At 58.0% G+C, this 22,668-nt stretch carries 22 protein-coding genes; 11 read left to right on the top strand and 11 right to left on the bottom strand.

The window, feature by feature from the left end; translation table 11 throughout:
- From hisH to hisI, 6 genes are read right to left on the bottom strand one after another with little or no spacing between them, the layout of a single operon-like run.
- The gene (hisH, locus tag HY010_17235) at positions 1-591 is read right to left on the bottom strand and encodes an imidazole glycerol phosphate synthase subunit HisH (GenBank protein MBI3477478.1); all 591 of its coding nucleotides are present in this window, start codon (positions 589-591) and stop codon (positions 1-3) included.
- Positions 591-1,178 (bottom strand): imidazoleglycerol-phosphate dehydratase HisB, encoded by a 588-nt coding sequence (hisB, locus tag HY010_17230; protein ID MBI3477477.1) that lies wholly within the window; start codon positions 1,176-1,178, stop codon positions 591-593. The genes hisH and hisB overlap by 1 nt, the downstream gene beginning before the upstream one ends.
- On the bottom strand, positions 1,175-2,245 hold the full coding sequence (gene hisC / locus HY010_17225) for a histidinol-phosphate transaminase (GenBank protein ID MBI3477476.1): 1,071 nt from the start codon (positions 2,243-2,245) through the stop codon (positions 1,175-1,177). Before hisC ends, hisB begins: the two co-directional genes overlap by 4 nt.
- On the bottom strand, positions 2,238-3,476 hold the full coding sequence (hisD, locus tag HY010_17220; GenBank protein MBI3477475.1) for a histidinol dehydrogenase: 1,239 nt from the start codon (positions 3,474-3,476) through the stop codon (positions 2,238-2,240). The genes hisC and hisD overlap by 8 nt, the downstream gene beginning before the upstream one ends.
- Positions 3,476-4,345 (bottom strand): ATP phosphoribosyltransferase, encoded by an 870-nt coding sequence (locus HY010_17215; protein MBI3477474.1) that lies wholly within the window; start codon positions 4,343-4,345, stop codon positions 3,476-3,478. Before HY010_17215 ends, hisD begins: the two co-directional genes overlap by 1 nt.
- The gene (hisI, locus tag HY010_17210; GenBank protein ID MBI3477473.1) at positions 4,342-4,713 is read right to left on the bottom strand and encodes a phosphoribosyl-AMP cyclohydrolase; all 372 of its coding nucleotides are present in this window, start codon (positions 4,711-4,713) and stop codon (positions 4,342-4,344) included. The genes HY010_17215 and hisI overlap by 4 nt, the downstream gene beginning before the upstream one ends.
- Before the next feature lie 303 nt (positions 4,714-5,016).
- Between hisI and HY010_17205 the strand changes: the two genes are divergently transcribed.
- The 6 genes from HY010_17205 (at position 5,017) to argJ (ending at position 9,989) form a co-directional block, all read left to right on the top strand.
- Positions 5,017-5,907, top strand: coding sequence for a LysR family transcriptional regulator (locus tag HY010_17205; protein MBI3477472.1), 891 nt, complete (start codon positions 5,017-5,019; stop codon positions 5,905-5,907).
- A gap of 72 nt (positions 5,908-5,979) precedes the next feature.
- Complete coding sequence (locus HY010_17200) at positions 5,980-6,423, top strand: ArgR family transcriptional regulator (protein MBI3477471.1); 444 nt, start codon at positions 5,980-5,982, stop codon at positions 6,421-6,423.
- Entirely contained in the window at positions 6,423-7,460 is a 1,038-nt protein-coding gene (argC, locus tag HY010_17195) for an N-acetyl-gamma-glutamyl-phosphate reductase (protein ID MBI3477470.1), read from the top strand. The genes HY010_17200 and argC overlap by 1 nt, the downstream gene beginning before the upstream one ends.
- Complete coding sequence (argB, locus tag HY010_17190; GenBank protein ID MBI3477469.1) at positions 7,457-8,242, top strand: acetylglutamate kinase; 786 nt, start codon at positions 7,457-7,459, stop codon at positions 8,240-8,242. The genes argC and argB overlap by 4 nt, the downstream gene beginning before the upstream one ends.
- A gap of 26 nt (positions 8,243-8,268) precedes the next feature.
- Positions 8,269-8,775: an N-acetyltransferase gene (locus HY010_17185; GenBank protein ID MBI3477468.1), complete on the top strand. Its 507-nt coding sequence runs from the start codon at positions 8,269-8,271 to the stop codon at positions 8,773-8,775.
- Positions 8,772-9,989 carry a bifunctional glutamate N-acetyltransferase/amino-acid acetyltransferase ArgJ gene (gene argJ / locus HY010_17180; protein MBI3477467.1) on the top strand — a complete coding sequence of 406 codons (1,218 nt, stop codon included), beginning with the start codon at positions 8,772-8,774 and terminating at the stop codon, positions 9,987-9,989. The genes HY010_17185 and argJ overlap by 4 nt, the downstream gene beginning before the upstream one ends.
- Positions 9,990-10,046: 57 nt before the next feature.
- On the opposite strand, the gene HY010_17175 is transcribed toward argJ, so the two are convergent.
- Entirely contained in the window at positions 10,047-10,793 is a 747-nt protein-coding gene (locus HY010_17175; protein MBI3477466.1) for a hypothetical protein, read from the bottom strand.
- Positions 10,794-11,023: 230 nt separating this feature from the next.
- On the opposite strand from HY010_17175, the gene HY010_17170 reads away from it, so the two are divergent.
- The 4 genes from HY010_17170 to HY010_17155 all read left to right on the top strand — a co-directional run bounded on the left by HY010_17170 (position 11,024) and on the right by HY010_17155 (position 17,055).
- A complete protein-coding gene (locus tag HY010_17170; protein MBI3477465.1) occupies positions 11,024-11,548 on the top strand; it encodes a sigma-70 family RNA polymerase sigma factor in 525 nt (174 codons plus the stop codon).
- Between the two features lie 35 nt (positions 11,549-11,583).
- Positions 11,584-14,259 (top strand): tetratricopeptide repeat protein, encoded by a 2,676-nt coding sequence (locus HY010_17165; GenBank protein MBI3477464.1) that lies wholly within the window; start codon positions 11,584-11,586, stop codon positions 14,257-14,259.
- Between the two features lie 81 nt (positions 14,260-14,340).
- A complete protein-coding gene (locus tag HY010_17160; GenBank protein ID MBI3477463.1) occupies positions 14,341-15,627 on the top strand; it encodes a DUF4118 domain-containing protein in 1,287 nt (428 codons plus the stop codon).
- A 60-nt stretch (positions 15,628-15,687) separates the two neighbouring features.
- Positions 15,688-17,055: a sigma-54-dependent Fis family transcriptional regulator gene (locus tag HY010_17155; protein ID MBI3477462.1), complete on the top strand. Its 1,368-nt coding sequence runs from the start codon at positions 15,688-15,690 to the stop codon at positions 17,053-17,055.
- Between the two features lie 16 nt (positions 17,056-17,071).
- Here the strand turns inward: HY010_17155 and arsB are convergent, their stop codons facing one another.
- The 4 genes from arsB to HY010_17135 are packed head-to-tail and all read right to left on the bottom strand — an operon-like array spanning position 17,072 to position 19,883.
- Positions 17,072-18,151: an ACR3 family arsenite efflux transporter gene (gene arsB / locus HY010_17150; GenBank protein ID MBI3477461.1), complete on the bottom strand. Its 1,080-nt coding sequence runs from the start codon at positions 18,149-18,151 to the stop codon at positions 17,072-17,074.
- The gene (locus HY010_17145; GenBank protein ID MBI3477460.1) at positions 18,148-18,642 is read right to left on the bottom strand and encodes an arsenate reductase ArsC; all 495 of its coding nucleotides are present in this window, start codon (positions 18,640-18,642) and stop codon (positions 18,148-18,150) included. Before HY010_17145 ends, arsB begins: the two co-directional genes overlap by 4 nt.
- An 18-nt stretch (positions 18,643-18,660) precedes the next feature.
- Positions 18,661-19,518 carry an arsenite methyltransferase gene (locus tag HY010_17140; GenBank protein MBI3477459.1) on the bottom strand — a complete coding sequence of 286 codons (858 nt, stop codon included), beginning with the start codon at positions 19,516-19,518 and terminating at the stop codon, positions 18,661-18,663.
- Between the two features lie 11 nt (positions 19,519-19,529).
- Positions 19,530-19,883 (bottom strand): winged helix-turn-helix transcriptional regulator, encoded by a 354-nt coding sequence (locus tag HY010_17135; protein MBI3477458.1) that lies wholly within the window; start codon positions 19,881-19,883, stop codon positions 19,530-19,532.
- A 243-nt stretch (positions 19,884-20,126) separates the two neighbouring features.
- On the opposite strand from HY010_17135, the gene HY010_17130 reads away from it, so the two are divergent.
- Positions 20,127-22,652, top strand: a complete 2,526-nt coding sequence (locus HY010_17130; GenBank protein MBI3477457.1) for a FecR domain-containing protein — start codon at positions 20,127-20,129, stop codon at positions 22,650-22,652.
- Positions 22,653-22,668: the final 16 nt, after the last annotated feature.

Here is a 22,668-nt window from a genome sequence, read left to right as displayed (position 1 = left end):
TCAGAGGGCACAGAAGTTCTGCAGAACACGGAGTCCGATGGCTCCCGATTTTTCCGGATGAAATTGAACTCCATAAAGATTGTCGCGCTCCACGGCTGCCGAAAATTTACCGCCGTATTCGCAGCTTGCGACCGTCTCTGCGGTCAATGGAACGCGAAAGGAGTGGGAGAAATAGACGAATGAGCCGGGAGAGATTCCCTTTAGCAAGCGGGAATCCGCTGAGATTGCGAGTGCGTTCCAGCCCACGTGCGGCGATTTCACTTTCGCGGGAAATCGTTCGCACGTGCCTTTAAGGACTCCGAGGCCAGCAACCTTCGGCGCTTCCGCGCTGTGCGCGAACATCCATTGCATCCCCACGCAAATTCCGAGAAAAGGCGCCCCGCAAGCGATTGCGGCGGTGATTGCCTTCTGCAAACCGGATCTGCCCAGACTCTCCGTTGCCGCAAAATGACCAACACCAGGGAGTACGACGCGCGCCGCAGTGGCAACCGTTTCGGAATCCGCAGTGATCGTGCATTCCTGCCCCAGCCAGTCCAGTGCTTTCTTGACCGAGACCGGATTGCCCGCGCCGTAATCCACGATCGCGATCATTACAGCACTCCTTTCGTTGTCGGAAGGAGGCGGATCATCCTCGCGTCACGCCAGCAGGCGGCACGCAGGGCGCGCGCGAACGCTTTGAACAGGACTTCAATCTTGTGGTGGCTGGAACGCCCGTAAAGAATTCGCGCGTGAACATTGGCGCGCGCGCCGCGGGCAAAGGCCTCAAAGAAGTCGTATACCAACTCCGCCTGCAGATCCCCCACCATGCGCGTGCGAACCTTGGTGTCGATCACCGCTGCCGTACGTCCGCAAAAATCCACTGCAACCAGGCCCAGGGTTTCGTCCATCGGCATCACGAAATAACCAGCCCGTAGAATGCCGCGCTTGCTGCCCAGTGCTTTGTCGAATGCCTGTCCGAGCACAATGCCGACGTCCTCCACGGTGTGATGCTGGTCGACGTCGAGATCCCCTCGGGCTTTGATTTTTAGATCGAATCCACCGTGATGTGCGAATAGCTCGAGCATGTGATCGAAGAAGCGGATGCCCGTCGAAATCTGGTAGCTCCCCCGGCCTTCGATCGTGAGCGACATCTGAATATTTGTTTCTTTGCTGACTCGTTTAATGCTGCTCTTCCTCATCGGGAGACTCCTTGCGCGACGCGGGACTCCTGCAGAGTTTCCTGCAGGGCTGCGAGCAGTCGGTCGGTGTGCGCGGGTGGGCCCAGCGTCATGCGAACGCAGCCCTCGCATCCATAGTCACTTGATCGGTCGCGGACCAAGATTCCCTTTTCCTTCATCGTCGCCGCGAAGGTCGGCAGATTGAAACGCGCGAGCACGAAATTTGCCTGGCTCGGCCAGAAAGGAATTTCGTTGGCTTGTAAGGATTTCTGTAGTCGTGCCCGCCCCGCGCAAACTTCGCTCACATATCGCCGGATGTATTCCTGGTCGGCGAGCGCATCAGGAAGGCAGTTGAGGGCGATGCCGTTTACGTTGTAAGGCGAACTTACCAGTCGCGCACTGCTAATCTGTTCAGCAGCGCCAAGCAGCACGCCCACGCGCAATCCAGCCAGTCCGTATGCTTTCGAAAACGTGCGCGCCACGAAGATGTTGGGTAGTTCGCGCCACGATTTCAGGAGAGTCTGACCACAGAATTCAAAGTACGCTTCGTCCACCAGAATTGCTGCGTCTGGCGCTGAGCGCGCAATCTTCAGCAGGTCCTCTTGTGGAGCCAGAGCTCCAGTCGGATTGTTCGGATTTGCCACCGCGATCAAACGCGTGCGAGGTGTGATTCTGTTTAGCACTGCATCCGTAGGGAACCGAAAATCTTGAGCCGCGGGAATCTCGACGACTCGCGCACCGGTCGCCGCAGCATAGATTCGGTACATCGAAAATGTCGGCACAACGATCAGAGCCTCGTCTTGTGGCTCCAGATATGTCTCGCACACCAGATGAATCGCTTCGTCGACTCCGTTGGTCAAAAGCAGTTCAGACGGATCCACGCCGAGAAATTCAGCAACGGCTCTCTCCACCGGCTCGCGCTCTGGATATCGCGCTAACTGTTCCGGATCGATTTGCCGCAAACGTTCCAGCACACGCGGCGAACATCCAACCGTATTTTCGTTGAAGTCAAGCCGCAGTCCTTGCCGGCCGCCGAGCGGAGGATGATAGGAAGGCAATGTGCGCACCGCTGCACGCGCGCTAAGCATGACTGCACCTCACGCGGATCGAGTGTGAATGACCCGCCAGTCCTTCAGTCTGTGCAAGACACTCAACAGTCTTTGCGATCCGCTGCAGTCCAGTAGAAGAAAGCTGCTGGACCGTGACGATCTTCACAAAATCCGTAACGCTCAAGCCTCCGCGAAAGCGGGCTTGACCCGCTGTCGGCAAAACGTGATTGGGACCGGAAGCGTAGTCACCCGCTGCCTGTGGCGAGTAGTCGCCCACAAAAATCGACCCGGCATTGCGAATGAACGGCAAGTCCTCTGCGTCGACGGTGATGTGTTCAGGGGCAAGGCGATTCGCCCACCCCCGTGCCTGATCGCGTGAGGAGGCTAGCAGCACCACGCCGTATCGAAGGGACTGCTGGGCGACCCGATTTTGTTTCGTCAACTCCTGGACTTCGTTTGCAACCGCGTCTGCCAATGCGCGTGTACAGGTGATGAATACGCCTAGCGCCTCCGGATCGTGTTCGCCCTGAGCCACCAGATCGGAAGCAATAAACTCTGGCGTTCCTGATTCGCTCAATACCACCGCCTCGGTTGGGCCCGCCAGTAAATCAATCGCACAGTCGAAGGAAACCAGTTTCTTCGCGGCCGTGACATACGAATTGCCGGGGCCAACGATTTTGTCCACACGCGGCACGCTCTTAGTCCCATATGCCAGAGCCGCAATCGCCTGCGCTCCTCCCACACGATAGAATTCGCGGACGCCCAGCAACTGTGCTGCGCCGAGAACCTCCAGCGATGGCTTGGGCGACGCAACCCGGATGTTTCCCACTCCTGCAACCTGAGCCGGAATCACAGTCATCAGCAAAGTTGAAACTAGCGGATAACGCCCGCCGGGCACGTAACATCCCACCGACTCCAGCGGAAGTACTGTCTGTCCAAGACGCATGCCATTGCGTTCTCGCATCCAGGACGCAGGCTTTTGCCATTCACAGAAACGCCGAATGTTCCCTGCAGCCTGCCGCAGGCTCTGTTTAAGCTGCGGCGTGAGAAATTCTGCCGCAGCCTCCAATTCTGCATCCGCTACGCGCAGAGATTGGCTTGCATCGAGCTCATCCCAGCGCTGGGCATACCTTCGCAAAGCGCGGTCACCATCGCGGCGGACGTCACGAATGATGCGCCGCACCATCGGCTCAACCGCAGCGGGTTGAAGTCCGCGCCTGCTGATGCGGTCCACGGCCCGCTCCGCAGCCTTTCCTGAAAGCACCTGCATTACATCACCACCTTGTTAAGCGGATATTCCACGATGCCCTGTGCTTGCGCCTCCTTCAGTCGTGGAACAATTTCCCACGACGCCGACTCCTCAATCACCGTACTGACGGCAAGCCAATTGGGATCGCTGAGCGTTGAAACCGTAGGATTCTTGAGAGCTGGCAGCACGGCCAGCACAGCCTCGAGGTTTTCTTTTCGAACGTTGAGCATGAGCCCGACCCGATCTTGCGCTTCCATCGCACCGCGTAACATGAGGGCGAGATTGTCGATCTTCCGGCGTTTGCCGGAGTCTGCGTAGGCAGTCTTGTTGGCAATAATCTGAGTATTGGACTCGAGCACGGTTTCAAGGATCCGAAGACGATTCGCCTTGAGGGAACTACCGGTCTCAGTCACCTCAACGATTGCGTCGGCCAGCATCGGCGGCTTGACTTCCGTAGCGCCCCAGGAAAATTCCACGCGCACGTCTACTCCCTTGCTGGAAAAATAGTTGCGCGTCACGTTCACCAGCTCTGTAGCGATGATTTTGTTAGAGAGATCCTCCGCCTTCTGGAACGGAGAATCTTCTGGCGCAGCCAGAACCCAGCGCACCTTTCCGCGGCTGCGCTTGGCGTAGATAAGATCGCTGACCGTCACGACTTCCAGTCCGCTCTCGATCACCCAGTCGAGACCGGTCAGGCCGGCATCAATTGCGCCGTGCTCGACATAGCGAGCCATTTCCTGTGCGCGAATCAACAGACATTCAATTTCCGGATCGGCAGTTTTCGCGAAGTACGACCTACCATCGGTATAGACGGGGAGGCCGGCACGCGCGAACAGTTGCAACGTGGCCTCTTGCAGACTGCCTTTGGGAATTCCAAGGCGTATCTTCACAACGCCTCCGTCGGCTGAGCCGCCACGGTAGAGCCGGCCGCGCGGAACGGAACCGCTTCCGTGAAGCACGAGCGCGTTCCCCGATGGCACACCAGGCCAGCACCCTCGACCTCCACTCCTACTAACACTGTGTCGCGGTCGCAATCGGTTTGGCAGGAAAGCAATCGGAGGCGGTTGCCCGAACTCTCGCCCTTGGTCCAGAGTTCGTTGCGAGTCCGGCTGAAGAACGTCACGTACCCGCTTTGCAGAGTCCGCAGCAACGCCTCGCGATTCATGAATCCCACCATCAGGACCTCGCCATTGGAGAGATCCTGCACAATTGCTGGGACGAGGCCGCCCATTTTTTCAAAGTCAATTTCGGTTGTCATAATTCCTCGCGCAAAAACAAAAAGCCCGCTGAACGATTTCTCGTCAGCGGGCCAAATCTCTGAAGGAGCGCCTGTGTTATCTCAGGTCAGCACCGCCGCCGACGCGCTGTGCGCGTGATGATGGTGGCGATGATGGCGATGAGATAGCATCTGCGTTGATTCAAAATACGCCGCCGGTCTTTTCCGGTCAATCGTGCTGGCCCCTCAATTTTTGAATCACAACCATTCAAATTCTCGATAGTTAAGTTCTCGTTACCCCACTCGACTATAATCACGTGCGACCACTCAATCTCTATTGAATCTATGGACTTCGATCAGCTCATTACGTTTCTGGAGGTTGCCAAACTGGGCAGCTTCTCGCGTGCCGGGCAGAAAGTGTTTCGCTCGCAGTCCGCTGTAAGCGCGCAGATCCGGCAACTGGAACAGGAGTACGGCGATCGTCTTCTCGACCGTTCCGGCAAGGACGTAACCCTCACTCCCGCAGGCCGCGTATTGCTTGCCTATGCGGAGCGCATGACGCAGTTGCGGGACGAATCGAAGCTGGCCGTAGCCGATCATGGCACCGCACCCCGCGGGAAGTTGGTTGTTGGAGCGAATGAAGCGACGTGTCTTTACGTGCTCCCCGATGTCTTCGCCAAATATTGCCACCTGCACCCTGAGGTACAACTCAGCATCTACCGGAACTTCAGCTACAAGATCGTCGAGAAACTGGAAAACGGCACGATTGATGTTGGCATCGTGACCTTGCCTATCAAGTCCGCAAAACTGAAAACTGTTCCAATCTATCGCGATCAGTTGATGTGGATGGTGAGCCCGCAGAACCGCCTCGCAAAACAGGACGCGGTTTCGATCGGCGAAATCGCGCATGAACCGATGCTTCTCCCTAAGACCGGTTATACCCGGCGCCTCATGGACAAGCTGCTTCGTCCGCACGAAGCCGAATTGCAGGTTCGGATGGAACTGCCGAGCGTTGGCATGATCAAGAGTTTTGTCGCTGCCGGACTGGGCGTGTCGCTCATCAGCGCCAGTTTCGCCCGCGACCAGGTACTGGCGGGACGCGTGAAACTGATTGCCCTCAAGGAAAAGGAATTGTGGAGGGAACTGGGGCTGGCATACCGGCGCGATCGTACGCTGACACAGGCGGCGCGAACCTTCATTACTTCGGTGCGGCAACTGGCTTCCGCTTCGCGGTGACTTTGCGCTTGACAGTCGCCAGCAAGACGCTATCATTGAATAACTATCCAGTAGTGTGGATAAATATGCGTTATGACCAAGCTTGCCCGACAGAAGGCCATCCTTGAGATTGTTCAGCAAGGACCGGTGGCCAGCCAGGAGCATCTGCAGCGCGCGCTGCTCAAGCGCGGTTGCGACGTCGGCCAAGCCACGCTTTCGCGTGACATCCACGAACTGAACCTGGTCAAGACTCCCGAAGGGTATGCACGCATGCCGGTCGCCTCGAATGGCGAGCCGGCTCTGCCGCCTGCATCGCGGCTGGTCAGGGAATTTGTGCTCGACGTGCGGCCTGCCCAGAACCTGCTGGTGATCAAAACTTCCGTGGGTAGCGCTCAGCCTGTAGCTGCCGCGCTGGACGCGGAGCGCTGGCCGGAAACCGTGGGGACAATCGCCGGTGATGACGCGATTCTGATTGTCTGCCCGGATACGAAATCTGCTGTACGCCTTGCCGCCCGCATCCGGGAGATGCTGGCGTAATGGGGGCGAAACTCAAAACTGCGGTGCTTGGGGCCACCGGTTATTCCGGTCTCGAGCTGACTCGCCTGCTCGCGCGGCATTCGCAAGTGGATACTCCGCTGCTGCTTCGGCGCGGCAACCAATCGGAGAGCGCCGGGCAATTCACCCTTCCCGTCTCCGGCAACGGCCACTCAGCGAGCGAGCCGTTTTCATGGGAGAAGCTCCACGAGAAACGCATCGAGCTGTTGTTCCTGGCGACTCCGCATGAGGTTTCTCGCGAGCTTGTGCCGGAAGCAATTGCCCGCGGGTTGCGCGTGATTGACTTGAGCGGCGCATGGCGGATCAAGCAGGATCAAAATCGCGCGGTCTATGGTTTCAAAGATGCCGACGCCGTAGCCGCCGCGGAGCTTACCGAACATGCTGTCTACGGATTACCTGAGTTTCATGCTGCGCAAATCCGAGACGCCGCACTGGTCGCCAATCCTGGATGCTACGCGACTTCCGTGATTCTTGGCCTGGCACCGCTGCTTGCAGCGAAGATCGTTGACCGTGAGAAGGGAATCATCTCCGATTCCAAGTCTGGCGTTTCCGGAGCAGGGAAGGAGCCAACGCCTCGCACTCACTTTGTATCTGTGGCGGATAACTTTTCTGCCTACTCAGTATTTGGCCATCGCCACACCGGAGAGATCCTTGAACAGCTGAAACTGGCATCGCCCGAATTTATTTTTACTCCTCATCTGCTGCCAATCCCGCGCGGAATTCTATCTACCATCTACGTGCATCTAAATTGTGAGACCACAGCTGCGGAAATCGCTTCCTGCTTCGGCAGTTTTTACAAAAAGCAACGATGGGTGCGCATTTTTGCACCCTCGACGTTGCCGCAGATTGCGGACTCGCTTCATACCAACTACTGCGACATTGGGTTTTCATTAGCTGGGGATGGACGCCGTCTGGTGGTGGTTTCGTGCCTCGATAATTTGTTGAAAGGCGCTGCGGGCCAAGCCGTACAGAACATGAATCTCATGTATGGCTGGAGCGAAGAGGAGGGACTGCTATGAAGGTCGTCGTAAAAATTGGTGGTGCGGCGCTCGAGGATAAATCGGTCCTTCACAAGTGCGCCCATGCAGTGGTGCAAATGGCGCAAGACGGCCACCAGATCGCCGTCGTCCATGGCGGCGGAACTGCGCTTACGCGCACGCTGAAACTGCTCGGCAAGACCAGCGATTTCATCAACGGGCTGCGCGTTACCGATGCGGAGACGCGTGACGTTGCGGTGATGGTGCTGGCAGGAATCGTCAACAAGAGTCTGGTCGCCGCGATTGCCATGGCCGGACAGCCTGCGGTGGGACTCTGTGGCGGTGACGGCGGCGCATTTCGCGCCCGCAAGAAACAGGGGCAGGAACACGATCTTGGATTCGTGGGGGAGATTTGTTTTTCCGAGCCGCGCTGGATCCGCGCCATCTGGACCGAAGGTGGAGTTCCTGTCCTCTCCTCGGTGGCGCTCGGAGCCGACGGCCAGTATTACAACGTGAATGCTGATCAGATGGCGGCCGCGTGCGCAGTGGCGTGTCAGGCGGACGCGCTCATTTTTTTGACCGACGTGCCGGGAGTCAAACAAGCCGACGGCTCGGTGATGCCTTGGCTGAATATCAAACAGGTAGCCGGGATGATTGAAGATTCCACCATCACCGGCGGCATGTTGCCCAAGCTTGAAGCCTGTACTGACGCGCTGAAGCACGGTGTGGGGCGCGTGCGCATCCTGCCCGCGTCCGAGGCCGACAGCCTGCCGCTCTTCTACTTCTCCAAATTGGAGTGTGGTACCGAGGTACTGCGCGCGTGAAGCGACCTTCCAGGAACGGAAGGCCCATGCGTACGCGTGAGGCGGTCCTTCCGGATGCCGAGCAGGTCCATTCCCTGATTGCGGCATACTCCGGCGACGGCACTTTGTTGCCTCGCACGCTGGCAGAGATCTGCGAGAACATCCGTGATTTTGTGGTTCTCGAATACGGTGACCGGATCATCGGCTGTGGTGCGCTGCATCTCTATGGGCCCCACCTTGCAGAGATTCGTTCGATCACCGTCGACCCCTCGCAGCAGAGCGGCGGAGGCGGCAAGCGTCTGGTGAAGGCTCTTCTCGCCCAGGCGGAAAAGCATCGCGTCACTTGCGTGTGCCTGTTCACGCGCATCCCGGATTTTTTCTCGCGTATGGGATTCACGGTCGCAGCACATCAGGATCTTCCCGACAAGATTCATAAAGACTGTTACAAATGCCCGCGTCTTCATTATTGTGATGAAGTTGCAATGATCCGCGGAGAAGTGCCACGCTTTGCGATTCTCCCCGCGCCCACCAATTGGTTGAAGATACAGGCATGACGACACTGCGCCGATCGCCAGAGAAGATCCTTCTGCCCCGCGGGTTTTCGTTTTCCGCGCTGGCAGCCAATATCAAAGCCAGCGGACGTCCGGACCTCGCGCTAGCCGAAGCCACCGCTGGTACAACTGCCGCTGCGCTCTTCACGAAGAACCGTGTCGTTGCCGCCCCGCTGGATGTGGGTCGCTCCTCCTTGCGGTCGACCGGCGGGAAGGTTCGAGCGTTGATCGTGAACTCCGGCAACGCAAACTGCGCGACTGGAACAGAGGGACGACAAGCGTGCGAGCGTATCTGCAATGAAATGGGCAAACTGCTCGGAGTGAGTGCAGAGGAAGTTTTCCCGTCTTCGACAGGCATCATCGGAGTGCGTTTTCCGACCGCAAAAGTCATCACGAAATTGCCGGAATTGATAGCCACTCGCAGTTCTGATCCAGCCGCCGCATCTGCCTTCGCTCGAGCCATCATGACCACCGATACGCGGCCCAAGACGGCTTCGTCGCGGTTCAAGGCAGGGGGCAGCCAAGTCACCTTGCTTGGCATCGCCAAAGGTTCTGGAATGATTCATCCCAACCTGGCCACGATGCTGGTGTATTTATTCACCGACGTAGCTGCGAGTTCCCGCGACCTGCAAAGTCTTCTGCGCGATGCGTGTGATCAGTCCCTGAATTCCATGTCCGTGGACGGCGACACCTCGACCAATGACACCGTGCTGTTGCTGGCCAGCGGGCAGAGCGGTTGTCGCATCGCCAATGCGAGTGTAAAGAAGCAATTCGGCGAAAGCCTGCGAAGAGTTTGCCAATCACTTGCCGAGCAGATTGTGACCGACGGCGAAGGCGTGCAGCACGTCATCCGGCTGTTCGTGGAGCAGGCTCGCAATCGCGACGAAGCCATGCAAGTCGCGCGCGCCATCGCTCACTCCGCCCTCGTAAAGACAGCCTGGGCCGGAGCCGATCCCAACTGGGGACGGATTCTGGCGGCGGTCGGGTATTCGGGAATCGACATCGATCCGTCGCGCGTCAAGATTTTCATTGGCAATCAGATGGTGTGCCGCAACGGAGCATTTCATGACTTCAACGAAGGACGCGCGCACCGCGCCCTTGCAAAACCGGTGTGCGACATTCGTGTCCAGCTGGGACGTGGTTCCAGCGATATCCGGTTTCTGACCACCGATCTGACGGCCGAGTACGTGCGCATCAACGCTGGCTACTCTACCTAGCGCGATTCCCATGTACCCGGCCGCAATCGCCCCTCAACCTTCCCCAGGAGAAGAAAGTCAGGCGGCCTTCCGTGGTGTGGATTTCACTTCCGGCACGTCGCCCGGTTTGGACTTCACGAACTCCACAATCGATGCTAAAGCGAAATACAAGCACACAGAAATTGAAAGATAGGCTCCGATGCCGACGGTAACGGAAGCTCCAGTTTCCAATCGAAAGAGGAACGTAGTCCCAGCGCCGATGATGAACAGCAGCGGTAGCAGTCCACCCAGCAATGCCGTCTTGTTCTTCCAGAAGTAATGAAGGAATGGGCCGGTCAAAGCGATGAACGCGACCAGGCCGTACACTCCGACAGCGGCAGGACTGCTACTGCTAAGTTCCAGAGTGTTGCTGGCATTGGGGGATCGAAGCATTCCCCAAACTGTGAATTCCGTTCTCTCGGAGAACGCGGTCTGCAACGACAATGCCGGCAGCAGAAACCACGCAGCCGCGAGCAAGCAGGCCGGTAGGAGATGTGCCAGGCCAACCCTCGCCACAAACGAAGAAGGCGTCACGCTGATTCTTGTCTGCCGCGTCCGCGCCAGCAACGCTTCGGCCTGTTCCTTCGCCAGTTGCTCGTTGGAAACGACCGTGATGTGCTGGACCTTGCCCTCCGCATCCAGCTCAACGTCTACGACCAGTCCGGGCCGGGGTCTTGTTTCGGACCTCCAGACCTGCTCCGCGGAGAAGTAGTATTGCTGGCCGTCCATCATGAATAGGCCTGGGCCAGAACTCGGTTCGCGCAGTATTTTGCCGCGTCTTTTCATGGCCTTAAGCGCTTTCGACTTGCGGACGGCACCGGATACTCCGGGGTTGTCCGGAGCCCATTTGAATGCTAAGATTCCAGCCTTGTGGGGTTACGTTTTTCCCCGCAATTCCTCCCCCCGTTGGGTCTGGTTCGCAGGCATTCAGTACGCAATGCGCAAGGAACCGGCCAAAACCGTCATCACCAGATATGGAATCGTCATGTGGGAACACATCGACGAGGGACAGCCAGATGCAATCGGAAAGACGAGCACTCGATGATTTGTTTAGTGTGACGTATGAGGAACTGCGCCGCCTTGCTTCCAGCGTCAAGCGCAGCGACCAGAGCGTCACGCTGACTCCGACTGCCCTCGTCAACGAGGCGTGGCTGAAGTTGGCAAGTTCTCCACGCTTCGCGTCCACTTCGCGATTGCACTTCAAGCGCATCGCTGCCCGTGCCATGCGCCAGGTCCTGGTAGAAGCCGCTCGCCGTCGCAATGCTCACAAACGCGGTGGACCCGACGCCATCGTCATTCCCATCGACGATGCGCGAGACGGAGGGACGTTGGTGGGCAAGGATCTGGTCGCCCTCGATCGCGCCCTCGACGAATTGGCGAAGATCGAACCGCGTCAGGCATTGATGGTCGAGAGCCGTTTCTTCGGAGGCCTCGATGTCGTCGAAACCGCAGAGTTACTGGAAGTTTCCGAAGCCACCATTCTTCGTGACTGGCGGGCCGCGAAGGCGTGGCTCGCGCATGAACTTCGCCAGGCAAGCTGACGCGCAAATCTTTGTAGCCCCTACTTGGAGGGAGAGTGGACAGCAGCCGTTGGGAACGAATCCAGGAATTGTTCCACGAAGCTGCTCTACTTCCCGACACCGCCGCGCAACGCGCGTTCCTTGAGTCCTCTTGCTCAGGCGAGCCGTCCCTGGTCGAAGACGTGGTTGCCTTGCTGAAGGAAGATGCACACAGCAATTCGCTCCTCGACCAGCCCTTCGCCGAAGTTGCGCACAGCGTCCTCTCTGATGAGAGAAACTCCCTGCCGTTTCCGGAACTGGGTTCCTATCGCATCCACAGCGTGCTCGGCGAAGGCGGCATGGGCGTCGTCTATCTTGCCGAGCGTCAGGATCTCGGCGGTCTCGTAGCCCTTAAGCTGTTACGGGATGCTTCGCTTTCTCCAGCGCGACGAGAACGCTTCGCCGCAGAACAGCGCACGCTGGCTCAGCTGAATCATCCGTCGATCGCGCGACTCTATGACGCTGACACGCTTGCCGACGGCACTCCATTCTTCGTCATGGAGTACGTGGAAGGTCTGCCGCTTACCGACTATTGCGTCGCGCATCATTGCTCGATCGAGCGGCGACTCCAGCTCTTTCGTCAAGTGTGTGAGGCAGTCCAGTACGCGCACGGCAATGCGGTTATCCATCGCGATCTCAAGCCGTCCAACATTTTGGTGAAGGCGGACGGTACCATCCGCCTGCTCGATTTTGGCATCGCAAAACAACTGGAGAGTCTCGACGTCCCGGCACATCAGACGATGACTGCTCTTCGGTTGATGACGCCTGCCTATGCTTCCCCGGAACAGATTCGCGGCCAGCGGGTTGGAATCCAGACGGATGTGTATTCGCTGGGAGTCATTCTCTATGAACTTCTCAGCGGCGATCTTCCGTTCGACCTGTCGAATCTTTCGCCTGCGGAAGCCGAGATGGTATTGGTCAGCCACGAAGCGCCGCGTCCCTCCGTCAAAGTCGCTCGCCAGACGAAGCCAGCTGACTCTCTCGTCGGTGCGCTGAGCGCGAGCGCCCGAGCCGACCTGGATGTGTTGTGTTTAACGGCAATGCACAAAGATCCGGAGCGTCGCTACCGCTCCGTGGAAGCGCTGGCGCGCGATGTCGATCACTATCTGCAGGGTGAACCACTGGAAGCGCGCCCCGACGCTCTGAGCTATCGTCTGGGAAAATTTGTAAGAAGGAACCGGCGTGAAGTGCTCGCCGCCTCCACCGCAGCGGCCCTGTTGGTTGGACTGATTATCTTCTTTACCCTGCGCCTTGAGAAGGCGCGTGATGCTGCCCTGGCAGAAGCGGCACGCACCCAGCGCATCCAGCATTTCACGATGAACTTGTTTCAAGGCGGTGACGAAGAAGTGGGTCCTGCCGAGGATCTGCGCGTCATTACTCTCGTCGGTCGTGGAGTGCAAGAAGCGCAGGCGCTTACCGGCGATCCCACGGTACAAGCCGAACTCTACGAAACGCTGGGCACCGTGTACGGCAATCTAGGAAAGTTCGACGAGGCAGAAAAACTATTGAATTCATCGTTAGAGCAGCGCAAGACCCGTTTCGGCGCCGACAGCGCGCCGGTAGCCGAAACTCTGATCGCGTTGGCCGGCCTGCGTGACTCACAAGCGAAGTTTGCCGATGCGGAGCAACTCGCTCGACAAGGCATTGACATGAGCAAGCGTCACCTGCCCCCGAATCATCCCGCGATCGGGAAGGCAACGGCGTTGCTTGGAAAAGTCCTGGAAGATCGTGGCCAGTACGAACCTGCGATCGCGGTGCTGGAAGAGGCGGCTCGGCTGCAGTCGGCGGCTCTGGTGCCGACCAACGAACTTTCCGGCACGCTCACGGAATTGGCGAACTGCCATTTCTATGCCGGGCACTATGACAAGTCCGAAGTACTGAACCAGCGACTTCTCGCGATGGATCGTCAGTTCTATGGCGAGCGCCATCCTCATGTGGCCGACGACTTGATTAACTTGGGGGCAATCCAATACGAACGCACCCGTTACAGCGAGTCAGAACGCTATTACCGCGAGGGTTTGGATATCACGGAATCTTTCTATGGCAAGGATCACCCGGCCACCGCTTCCGCTCTGACCATGCTCGGGCGAGGATTACTTTCCCAAGGGAAACTCGATGAAGCGGCCACCACACTGCAAGAGGCGCTTCGCATTCAGGAAAAGGTATACGGCAAGGTCCATCCACGCGTGGCGGGAACGCTGAATGAGTTGGGCAAGATCTCGCAACACCGTGGCAAGCTCGATGAAGCGGAAGCCGAACTGAGCCGAACGGTCGACATCTACCGAACGATTTATTCCGGCAAGCACTACTACATTGGGGTTGCGCTTTCGAACCTCGCTGGAGTTCTGGTAGACAAAAAAGAGTACTCCCGAGCCGAGCAACTGTTTCACGAAGCATTACAAATGTATTCGCAAACCCTGGCTCCCGATCATCAACTGGTCGGCATCGCACATGCGCGGCTGGGACGAGCGCTGCTCCGTGAGCGCCGCTTCGCTGAAGCAGAGTCCGAAAGCCGTACTGGGTACGACATCTTGACCAAACAGAGCAATCCACCCGTAGTCTGGATTCAGTTCGCGCGTACCGATCTCTCCGAGGTGTACGACGTGCTTCACCAGCCCGAAAAAGCCAGCAGATTTCGCGCTGAACTGGCAGCCAATGAGACCAAACCGTCCGAAACTGCTCGCAAGAACTAGTCCTCCTTCTCTCTTCAATGGTAAGCAGCTAGATGCGGCGAATTGACGCCGGAGGGGTTTGTGCGGTTGGATGGAAGCTGCGTGGCTTCAGAACCATTCATCCCCGAGGTGCGTTCCAGGCGGTTCGACTGGCTGGACGGCGTCTTGATGGCGTTCCTAGTCGGTCTCGCCTTCTTGCCTCCTCGCGGAGAGTGGCACAAACAGATCACGCTACTGGCGATTGGAATTGTCCAGTTGTTCGAAGGACAGTTGATCCGGCGCTTTCCTAAACAGGGCGTGTTTGGCGTTGTTGTCCTCAAAATCATTCTGGCAACGATTCTCATCGGACACACCGGTGAAGTTGGAATCAACAGCAGCTACTATCCGATCTACTACCTGCCGGTTGTGACTGCCGCGTTGTATTTCGGACCGTGGATGACTCTCGCGTGGACCGCCCTGTCGTCTGCCGTCTACTGCTCGTATCTCTACCCGGCGTTGCAGGAATATGACATCAACGACGCCGGTTTCGCGCAGCTCGCTCTGCGCATCATGTTCTTCTTTCTCGCTGCGATGCTGGTGAATCGTTTCGCGCAGGAAAGCCGGCGTCAGACACGGCGCTATCAGGACCTTGCCGAAGAGCTTGCTGGAACGAACCTCCAGTTGAAGCGGGCGCAGGCCGAAGCGCGCCGGTCCGAACGCCTGGCCGCGCTTGGACAGCTATCCGCAGGCCTCGCGCACGAAATCCGCAATCCGCTGGGCGTCATCAAAGGTTCTGCGGAGATGTTGACGCAGAAATTACAGGGCGCGGATGAACTCTCACGCGAGCTGGCAGGCTACATTTCAACCGAGGTGAACCGGCTCAGCGCGCTCGTGACCCAGTTCTTGAACTTCGCCCGTCCTCTACATGCTGAACTGCACACAGTGAATTTGACTGACCTGTTGGATCGCGTGCTGAAAAGAGTCAGCGACCACTGGAAAGGCAAGCCCGTGCAAGTGGAGCGGAGATATGCCAGCGACCTGCCGATGGTTCCGCTCGACGAGAGCCTGTGTGAACAGGCATTCATTAACCTGATACAGAATGCTCATGAGGCGATGGAAGAGAATGGCGGCACTTTGCGAGTCGAAGCGGCGCCAGCAGCGCAGAACGACAAAAATGGAATAATCGTTCGTCTTACGGATAGCGGCCCCGGCATTCCCGACAACCTGCGCGAGGAGATCTTTAATCCCTTTGTGACGACGAAGAAGACAGGTGTCGGGTTGGGACTATCGATTGTGTCAAAGATCATCGACGGCCATCATGGGAGCATCCGAGTGGAGAAGGGAGAACAGGGTGGAGCGTCGTTCGTGATCTTCTTCCCGCTCGAGGAAAGTGGTGAACAGCCTGCGTAGAGACGCGGCTTGCCACGTCTCGAAAGTGAATTTCGACATAGCTCTGTAGAAATCTAAAATATGCCAACCATTCTCATCATCGAAGACGAAGCCAAGATGCGCCGGCTGCTGGAACTCAACCTCGGCGAGGATGGCTTCAAGACCGTCTCCGCCGGCGATGCTGAGACTGGTCTGCAGTTGCTCGCCTCCGAGCCGATCGATCTTGTCCTCACCGACTTGAAGTTGCCGGGGATGAGCGGCCTCGAACTCCTGCAGCGAGTGAAACAGGAAGACTCCGCATTGCCCGTCGTTGTGATGACCGCCTTTGGTTCAGTTGAAACTGCCGTCGATGCGATGAAGGCCGGTGCCAGTGACTACGTCCTGAAGCCATTTTCCCTCGCCGAAATGCGAATGGTAGTGCATAAAGAGCTGGATGTTTCGCGTTTGCGCGAGGAGAACCGGTCACTTCGCGAAGCGCTTGGTGAGAAGTACAGCCACCCCAACGTCATTGGCGCCAGCCCGAAGATGCAGGAAGTATTGGCGACCGTGGGGCGCGTGGCTCCCACCAACTCAACTGTTCTGCTGGGCGGTGAAAGCGGCGTCGGCAAGGATTTGATCGCGCGCGCAATCCACGAAAAATCGCGCCGCGCTTCCGGACCGTTCATCAAGATCAACAGCACCGCCATCCCAGAAAATCTGTTGGAAAGCGAACTCTTTGGCTACGAGAAGGGCGCCTTCACCGGAGCCACCACCAGCAAGCCCGGTAAATTTGAACTTGCCGACAAAGGCACATTATTCCTGGATGAGATCGGCGACGTGCCCGCCGCCACGCAAGTAAAACTGTTACGCGTATTACAGGAGCGCGAATTCGAACGTCTCGGTGGAACGCGCACCGTCAAAGTGGACGTGCGCCTCATCGCCGCCACCAACCGCGACCTGCGCGCCGCGCTCGAAGACGGAACGTTCCGCGAGGATCTCTATTACCGGCTCAATGTAGTTCCCATCGACATCCCGCCGTTACGCGACCATAAAGAAGATATCCCCGACCTGGTCAACCTTTTCTTGAGGAAGTTCGCCAGCGACTCGGGCAGGCAAGTGACTGCGATTTCGCGTGAGGCCAACAACCTGCTACTCAGCCACTACTGGCCAGGCAACGTGCGCGAATTGCAGAATGTGATCGAACGTGCCTGCGCGCTCGCGAAAACCAGCAAGCTGGAAGTGGATGACATCCACCTCGACTCTCCCAGAAACCGCCCCGCATCTTCGGGAGACCGTTTCCTGCCCGATGGTGTGACCCTCGATCAGTGGGAAGACGAGATGATCCGCGAAGCACTGAAACGTGCCGGTGGAAACAAGTCGCAAGCGGCGAGACTGCTGGGGCTATCGCGGAACGCGCTGCGCTATCGGCTGTCGAAGATCGGGATTACTGATGAGGAAGGGGCGGAGTGACACTGGGGCGGTTGGCCTACCTCGCGGAACCCACCATCTCGGTCGCGCCCACTTTCGAAGCCGGAAAATAGCGACGCTGAAAATGAAGCGCTACATTCACTAAGGCGATCATCACCGGCACTTCGACGAGTGGACCAATGACAGCCGCGAACGCTGCTCCCGAGTTGATGCCAAACACCGAGACCGCGACGGCGATTGCCAGTTCGAAATTATTCGACGCAGCAGTGAAGGCGAGCGTGGCGGTTTTCGAGTAGTCGGCTCCCAGCTTCCTCCCCATATAGAACGAGACGAGGAACATCACCACAAAATAGATCAGGAGCGGTAGGGCTATCCGAAGGACATCGAACGGCAGCCGCACGATGTAATCACCCTTAAGAGAGAACATCACGACGATGGTGAACAGGAGGGCGAGCAACGTCAGGGGACTCACGCGCGGAATGAAGTTGTGGTCATACCACTCGCGTCCTTTTGTTCTTAGAAGGACAACGCGGGTAAGCATGCCAGCAAGAAAAGGAATGCCAAGGTAGATGAAAACGCTTTTTGCGATCGCCCCCATCGAGACATGAACCACGGCGCCTTGAAGGCCGAGCTTGGCGGGAAGCAACGTGATGAAGATCCAGGCGTAAAGCGAATAGAAAAGGACCTGAAAAACCGAGTTGAATGCCACCAGCCCAGCGGCATATTCCGTGTCGCCTTTTGCGAGTTCGTTCCACACGATCACCATCGCAATGCAGCGCGCCAGGCCGATCATGATCAGGCCCGCCATGTATTCCGGGTATCCGCGCAGAAACACGACTGCCAATATGAACATCAGAACCGGCCCGATTATCCAGTTCTGAATCAGGGATAAACCGAGCACGATTTTGTTGCGGAAGACTTCGTGCAATTCCTCATACCGCACCTTTGTGAATGGCGGATACATCATCACGATGAGTCCCACCGCGATCGGAATCGAAGTGGTACCAATGCTGAAGCCATTGAGGAAGGGAACGATGCCGGGGGCAAGCCATCCCAAAGTCACGCCGAGCGCCATCGCGGCAAATATCCAGGCGGTGAGATAGCGGTCCAGAAAACTGAGGCGGTTGCTTGTGCTCACGGCTGGCGTCCGATTTCGTCAACGGCCTTCTTCAATGCAAGACTGTCCAAGGTCGTTAACGGGAGAGAAAGAAACAATCCGATGCGGCGGTCGAGGAGGAAGAACGCGTTGCGAAACGCGCGCTCGATTTCGGCGGCCTCGCCTTTCACCGCTGCGGGGTCCGGAATCCCCCAGTGTGCGGTCATCGGTTGACCGGGCCAGACCGGGCACATTTCGTTGGCTGCGTTGTCACAGACGGTAAATACGAAGTTCATAACGGGTGCGCCGGGGCGGACAAATTCATCCCAGCTCTTGCTCCGCAGACCGGCTGCAGAGATGCTCGCACTTTCGAGCTGCCTTAGCGCTTCCGGGCGCACTTGTCCCGCGGGATGACTGCCTGCGCTGTAAGCAGTGAATTGGGCGTTACCCCTGTGATTCAGGAGAGCTTCCGCCATGATGGAGCGGGCGGAGTTTCCCGTGCAAAGAAACAAAGCGTTGAAGTGTGCGTTCATGACGATCTCTGTCTGCGCCTAGTTGCAGCAGGTTGGACCACAACAGGGAACCTCTGCCGGCTTCGGTTTTACTGCGCGCACGAAAGCACTCATAAACTTTTCGTCCACTTGCCCGGCGATTGCGTCCACATCGATCCCGGCCGACGTAAGAAAGTCGCGCGCTTCTTCCACTTTGTAGACTCGCGTGGGTTCGATTTCGACATGCTCAAAGCCTGCGGCGGAGAGTTTTGCGCGGTACTCGTTCTCGTCCAGGGCTCCGGCAATGCAGCCCACCCACAAGAGAATGCTCTTCCTTACTTCTTCCGCAATCGTGCCGCGAGTGACAACATCGGAAACCGCAAAGCGCCCGCCGGGTTTCAACACGCGGAACGCCTCTCGTAGCACGCGGTCCTTGTCCGCAGAGAGATTGATCACGCAGTTGGAAATGATGACGTCCACCGAGTTGTCAGGCAGCGGGATATTTTCAATCTCGCCTTTCAGAAACTCAACATTCTCCGCACCCGCCTTAAGTTTGTTTTCGTTGGCAAGAGCCAGCATCTCGTCGGTCATGTCCAGGCCAAATGCCTTACCAGTCGGCCCCACTCGCCGTGCCGACAGCAGGACATCGATCCCTCCACCGGAGCCAAGATCGAGCACTGTCTCGCCGGAATTCAGCCTGGCCAACGCCGTTGGGTTGCCGCATCCCAGGGAAGCCAGCAGAGCTTCCTCGGGAATCTGCCCGGCTTCCGCAGCGTTATAGAGGTTGGAAGTGATCGGATCACACGACAGTCCGCTGGCCGGCGCGGCGCCGCAGCAACTACTGCCGCCAGTCTTCACGCGGAGGGCGGCTTGACCGTATTTTTCTTTGACGACTTCTTTAATGTTGGTGCCTGCCATGTTGGAATCTCCTATTTACAGAGTGAAACGATTTCTTGCGGTTTGACCGCTCGATTGCGGGTACAGCATTCCGCGTACAGAAATTGGAGGATTTCCCGAAGCGCCTCGGTGTTCGCGGTGTAGCGCAGGAATGTGCCTTCGCGGCGCACTTGCACCAAGTCCTCATTCCTCAACTTGTCGAGGTGGTGGGACAGGGTCGAGTTCGGGATATCGAGTTCTTCCTGGATTTCAGTGACGACCAGACCGTCGGGATGGGCGGCGAGGAGCAGTTGCATGATGCGGAGTCGAGCCTCGGTGCCCATGGCCGAAAACATATCGGCATATTTTGCGACTTGTTGCGCGTTGGTTTGGACGACGGACGACATATTTCGATAATTGCAGAAATATAGATTAGTGTCAAGAGGTCGCGAACACCGATCGCCTAGCTCGGAAGTCTTCAACCTGGTTGAAAACCACCACAGCGGTGGATTCGGGCCACCAAGAGCCATTTTTTTCAAGGCCAGGAAGTCCACAACGTATTGAAAATAAGACAGTAATGGTGTCCGGTGTTTTGGCCCTCCCCCTGCATTAACCGAACTGCAAAGTTTCCCGCAAGGGCGGAGGTACTTATGAAATTCAGACTGATCACAGGGCTGGCAGCATTGCTGATCCTGATCTCGAGCGCAACCAGTGCACTGGCGCAATCCGAGCCGGCGCAAGCCGAGCCGACTCAATCGAACTCCGGCGTGGCGCGCGTCAGTCTCATTCACGGCGACGTTTCCACCCAGCGCGGAGACTCGGGCGATTGGGCGACCGCAGCGCTGAACGCGCCCATCGTTTCCGGTGATCGCGTCTCCACCGCCGAACGAGCGCGCACTGAAGTGCAGCTCGACTTTGCCAACATTCTGCGCCTTGAAGAGCGCAGCCAGGCCAACATCACGGACTTGAGCAACAAGCAGATTCAGATTCAGCTCTCCCGTGGATTGGCCAGCTACTCGGTCTTGAAAGACAGCGAAGCGGACGTCGAGATCGATGCTCCGAATCTTTCCGTTCATCCGCGCCGCGCCGATGGTCGGTACCAAATCACCGTGTTCTCTGACGATCGTGCTGAGGTCATTGTCCGCAAAGGCGAGGCCGACATTGCCACGCCCAGCGGCAGCACGCATGTTCGCAACGGCCAGATGATTACCGTTACGGGTACTGGCAACGACACGCACTACCAGGTTGCCGACGCTCCTTCACGCGACGATTTTGACCGCTGGGCCAGCGATCGCGACGGTACCATCCGCAATGCGCAATCGTGGTCGCGCACCAACCGCTATTACGTGGGAACGGAAGACTTGGACTCTTACGGGCGCTGGACGAATGTTCCCGACTACGGCAATGTCTGGATTGTCGCGGCCTCGCACGATTGGGCTCCGTATCGGGATGGACGCTGGGTCTGGGAACCGTACTATGGATGGACGTGGGTTTCGTATGAGCCCTGGGGATGGGCGCCGTATCACTACGGGCGCTGGTTCATGTACGGAAATTCGTGGGCATGGTGGCCCGGGCAGTCGTACGGGTATCGCCACTATCGTCCGATCTGGGCGCCCGCATATGTGTCGTTCTTCGGTTTTGGTGGAGGCGGGTTCGGAATCGGTTTCGGCTCGGTGGGATGGTTGCCCATCGGTCCGTGCGATGGCTTCTATCCGTGGTGGGGCGGATACCGCTCGCGCTTCAACGTGGTGAACATTTACAACGTCCACAATGTCTACAACTATCGCAACGGGGCAATCCCTCCGCTGCGCACTGGAAACCGCTATTCCAACTTGCGGCTTGCGATGGAAAACGATCGCATGCGGCAGGCTGTCTCTACAGTTCCGTCGCATGATTTTGGACGCGGACGCATCACCACGCAGCCCATATCCCGCGAAGCATTCCGCGGCGGTCGAATGGTAGCCGGCAATCTGCCGGTTGTTCCGAACCGTGAAAGCTTGTTGGCCGGGGAACGTCGCGCGGCTCCTCCAAGCGTAGCTCGTGGAGGTCAGTCGGAGCGTTTCTTCAGCACCAGGGCAAATGTTCCGGCGCGGACACAGTCGTTCGACCGGGAAGCGGCCGACGTGCACAACGCAATTCAGCGCGATGGACACTTCACCCCCATCGTTGGCAATCAGCGCACTACTGCTGGCGAGAATCCTCGTTCGAATACGCCGGGTGGCCGCACGCTGGAAAATCCTGGCGTAACGCGGCAGAATCCGAACGTTTCGGGCACCGGTTCGAACCAGAATACGAACGGTCGAATGCCGAACGGCGGAAACATCAATTCCGGATCGAACCCGAACTCTAACCAGGGTTCGAACCAGAACTGGCGCCGGATGGGCCAGCCCACGCAGCCCAACGCGCAGGGCGGGACGGCCGTGAATCCGAATTCTGGTCCACGCACGCAAACTGGTGGCAACAATTCGGACTGGAGACGTTCTCCAAATTCCGGCTCACCACAAGGAAATGCAGGGAGCGGTTCGTCGAATAACGGCAATTCGTCTGGACGGATCAATACTCCAGTCGACCGCCGCGACCAAAGTCCTGCTCAGCAAGGAAACGGGAACGGCAACCAGGATTGGCGCAGAGGGGGCCGGACCGCGGAGCCAGGGAACCGAGGAACAAACTCGACAGAGGCGCCAGCGAGGCCGGAGCGTGGCAATTCCACGGACCGTCCTCCTGCGAACAACTCGGGTTCGTCTCCTCAGTCTTCGCAGAGCGGCAACGATTGGCGCAGAATGCCGTCGACGTCCGAGCGCAATGAATCGATCGATCGTGGGTCCGCAGGCAACACAGGATCCGCGCAGCGCGACTCAGGTAACTGGCGTCAGTCAGTTCCTCGCGACAGCGGGCGCGAAACTTCGCGTCCGTCGCTCGATATGAGACAGCCAATCGTGACTCCGCGTTCCGCAGAATCGAGCGGAGGCTATCGCGGAAATAACGGTGGCGGCAACTATGGCGGCGCGCGTTCCGCTCCGAGTGGCGGCGGTGGTGGTGGTGGACGCCCTGCACCCAGCGGTGGCGGAGGCGGCGGACGGACGGCTCCGAGTGGCGGTGGCGGCGGTGGACATTCCGCTCCCAGCCACAGCGGCGGTTCCTCTGGCGGTAACAGTGGACCGCATCGCGGAAGATAAGAATTGTAAGCAGTTC

The organism is Acidobacteriota bacterium (genome assembly GCA_016196065.1).
In the GTDB taxonomy this organism is placed as follows: domain Bacteria; phylum Acidobacteriota; class Terriglobia; order Terriglobales; family Acidobacteriaceae; genus Acidiflorens.
This window is presented reverse-complemented; position numbering and strand designations above follow the sequence as displayed.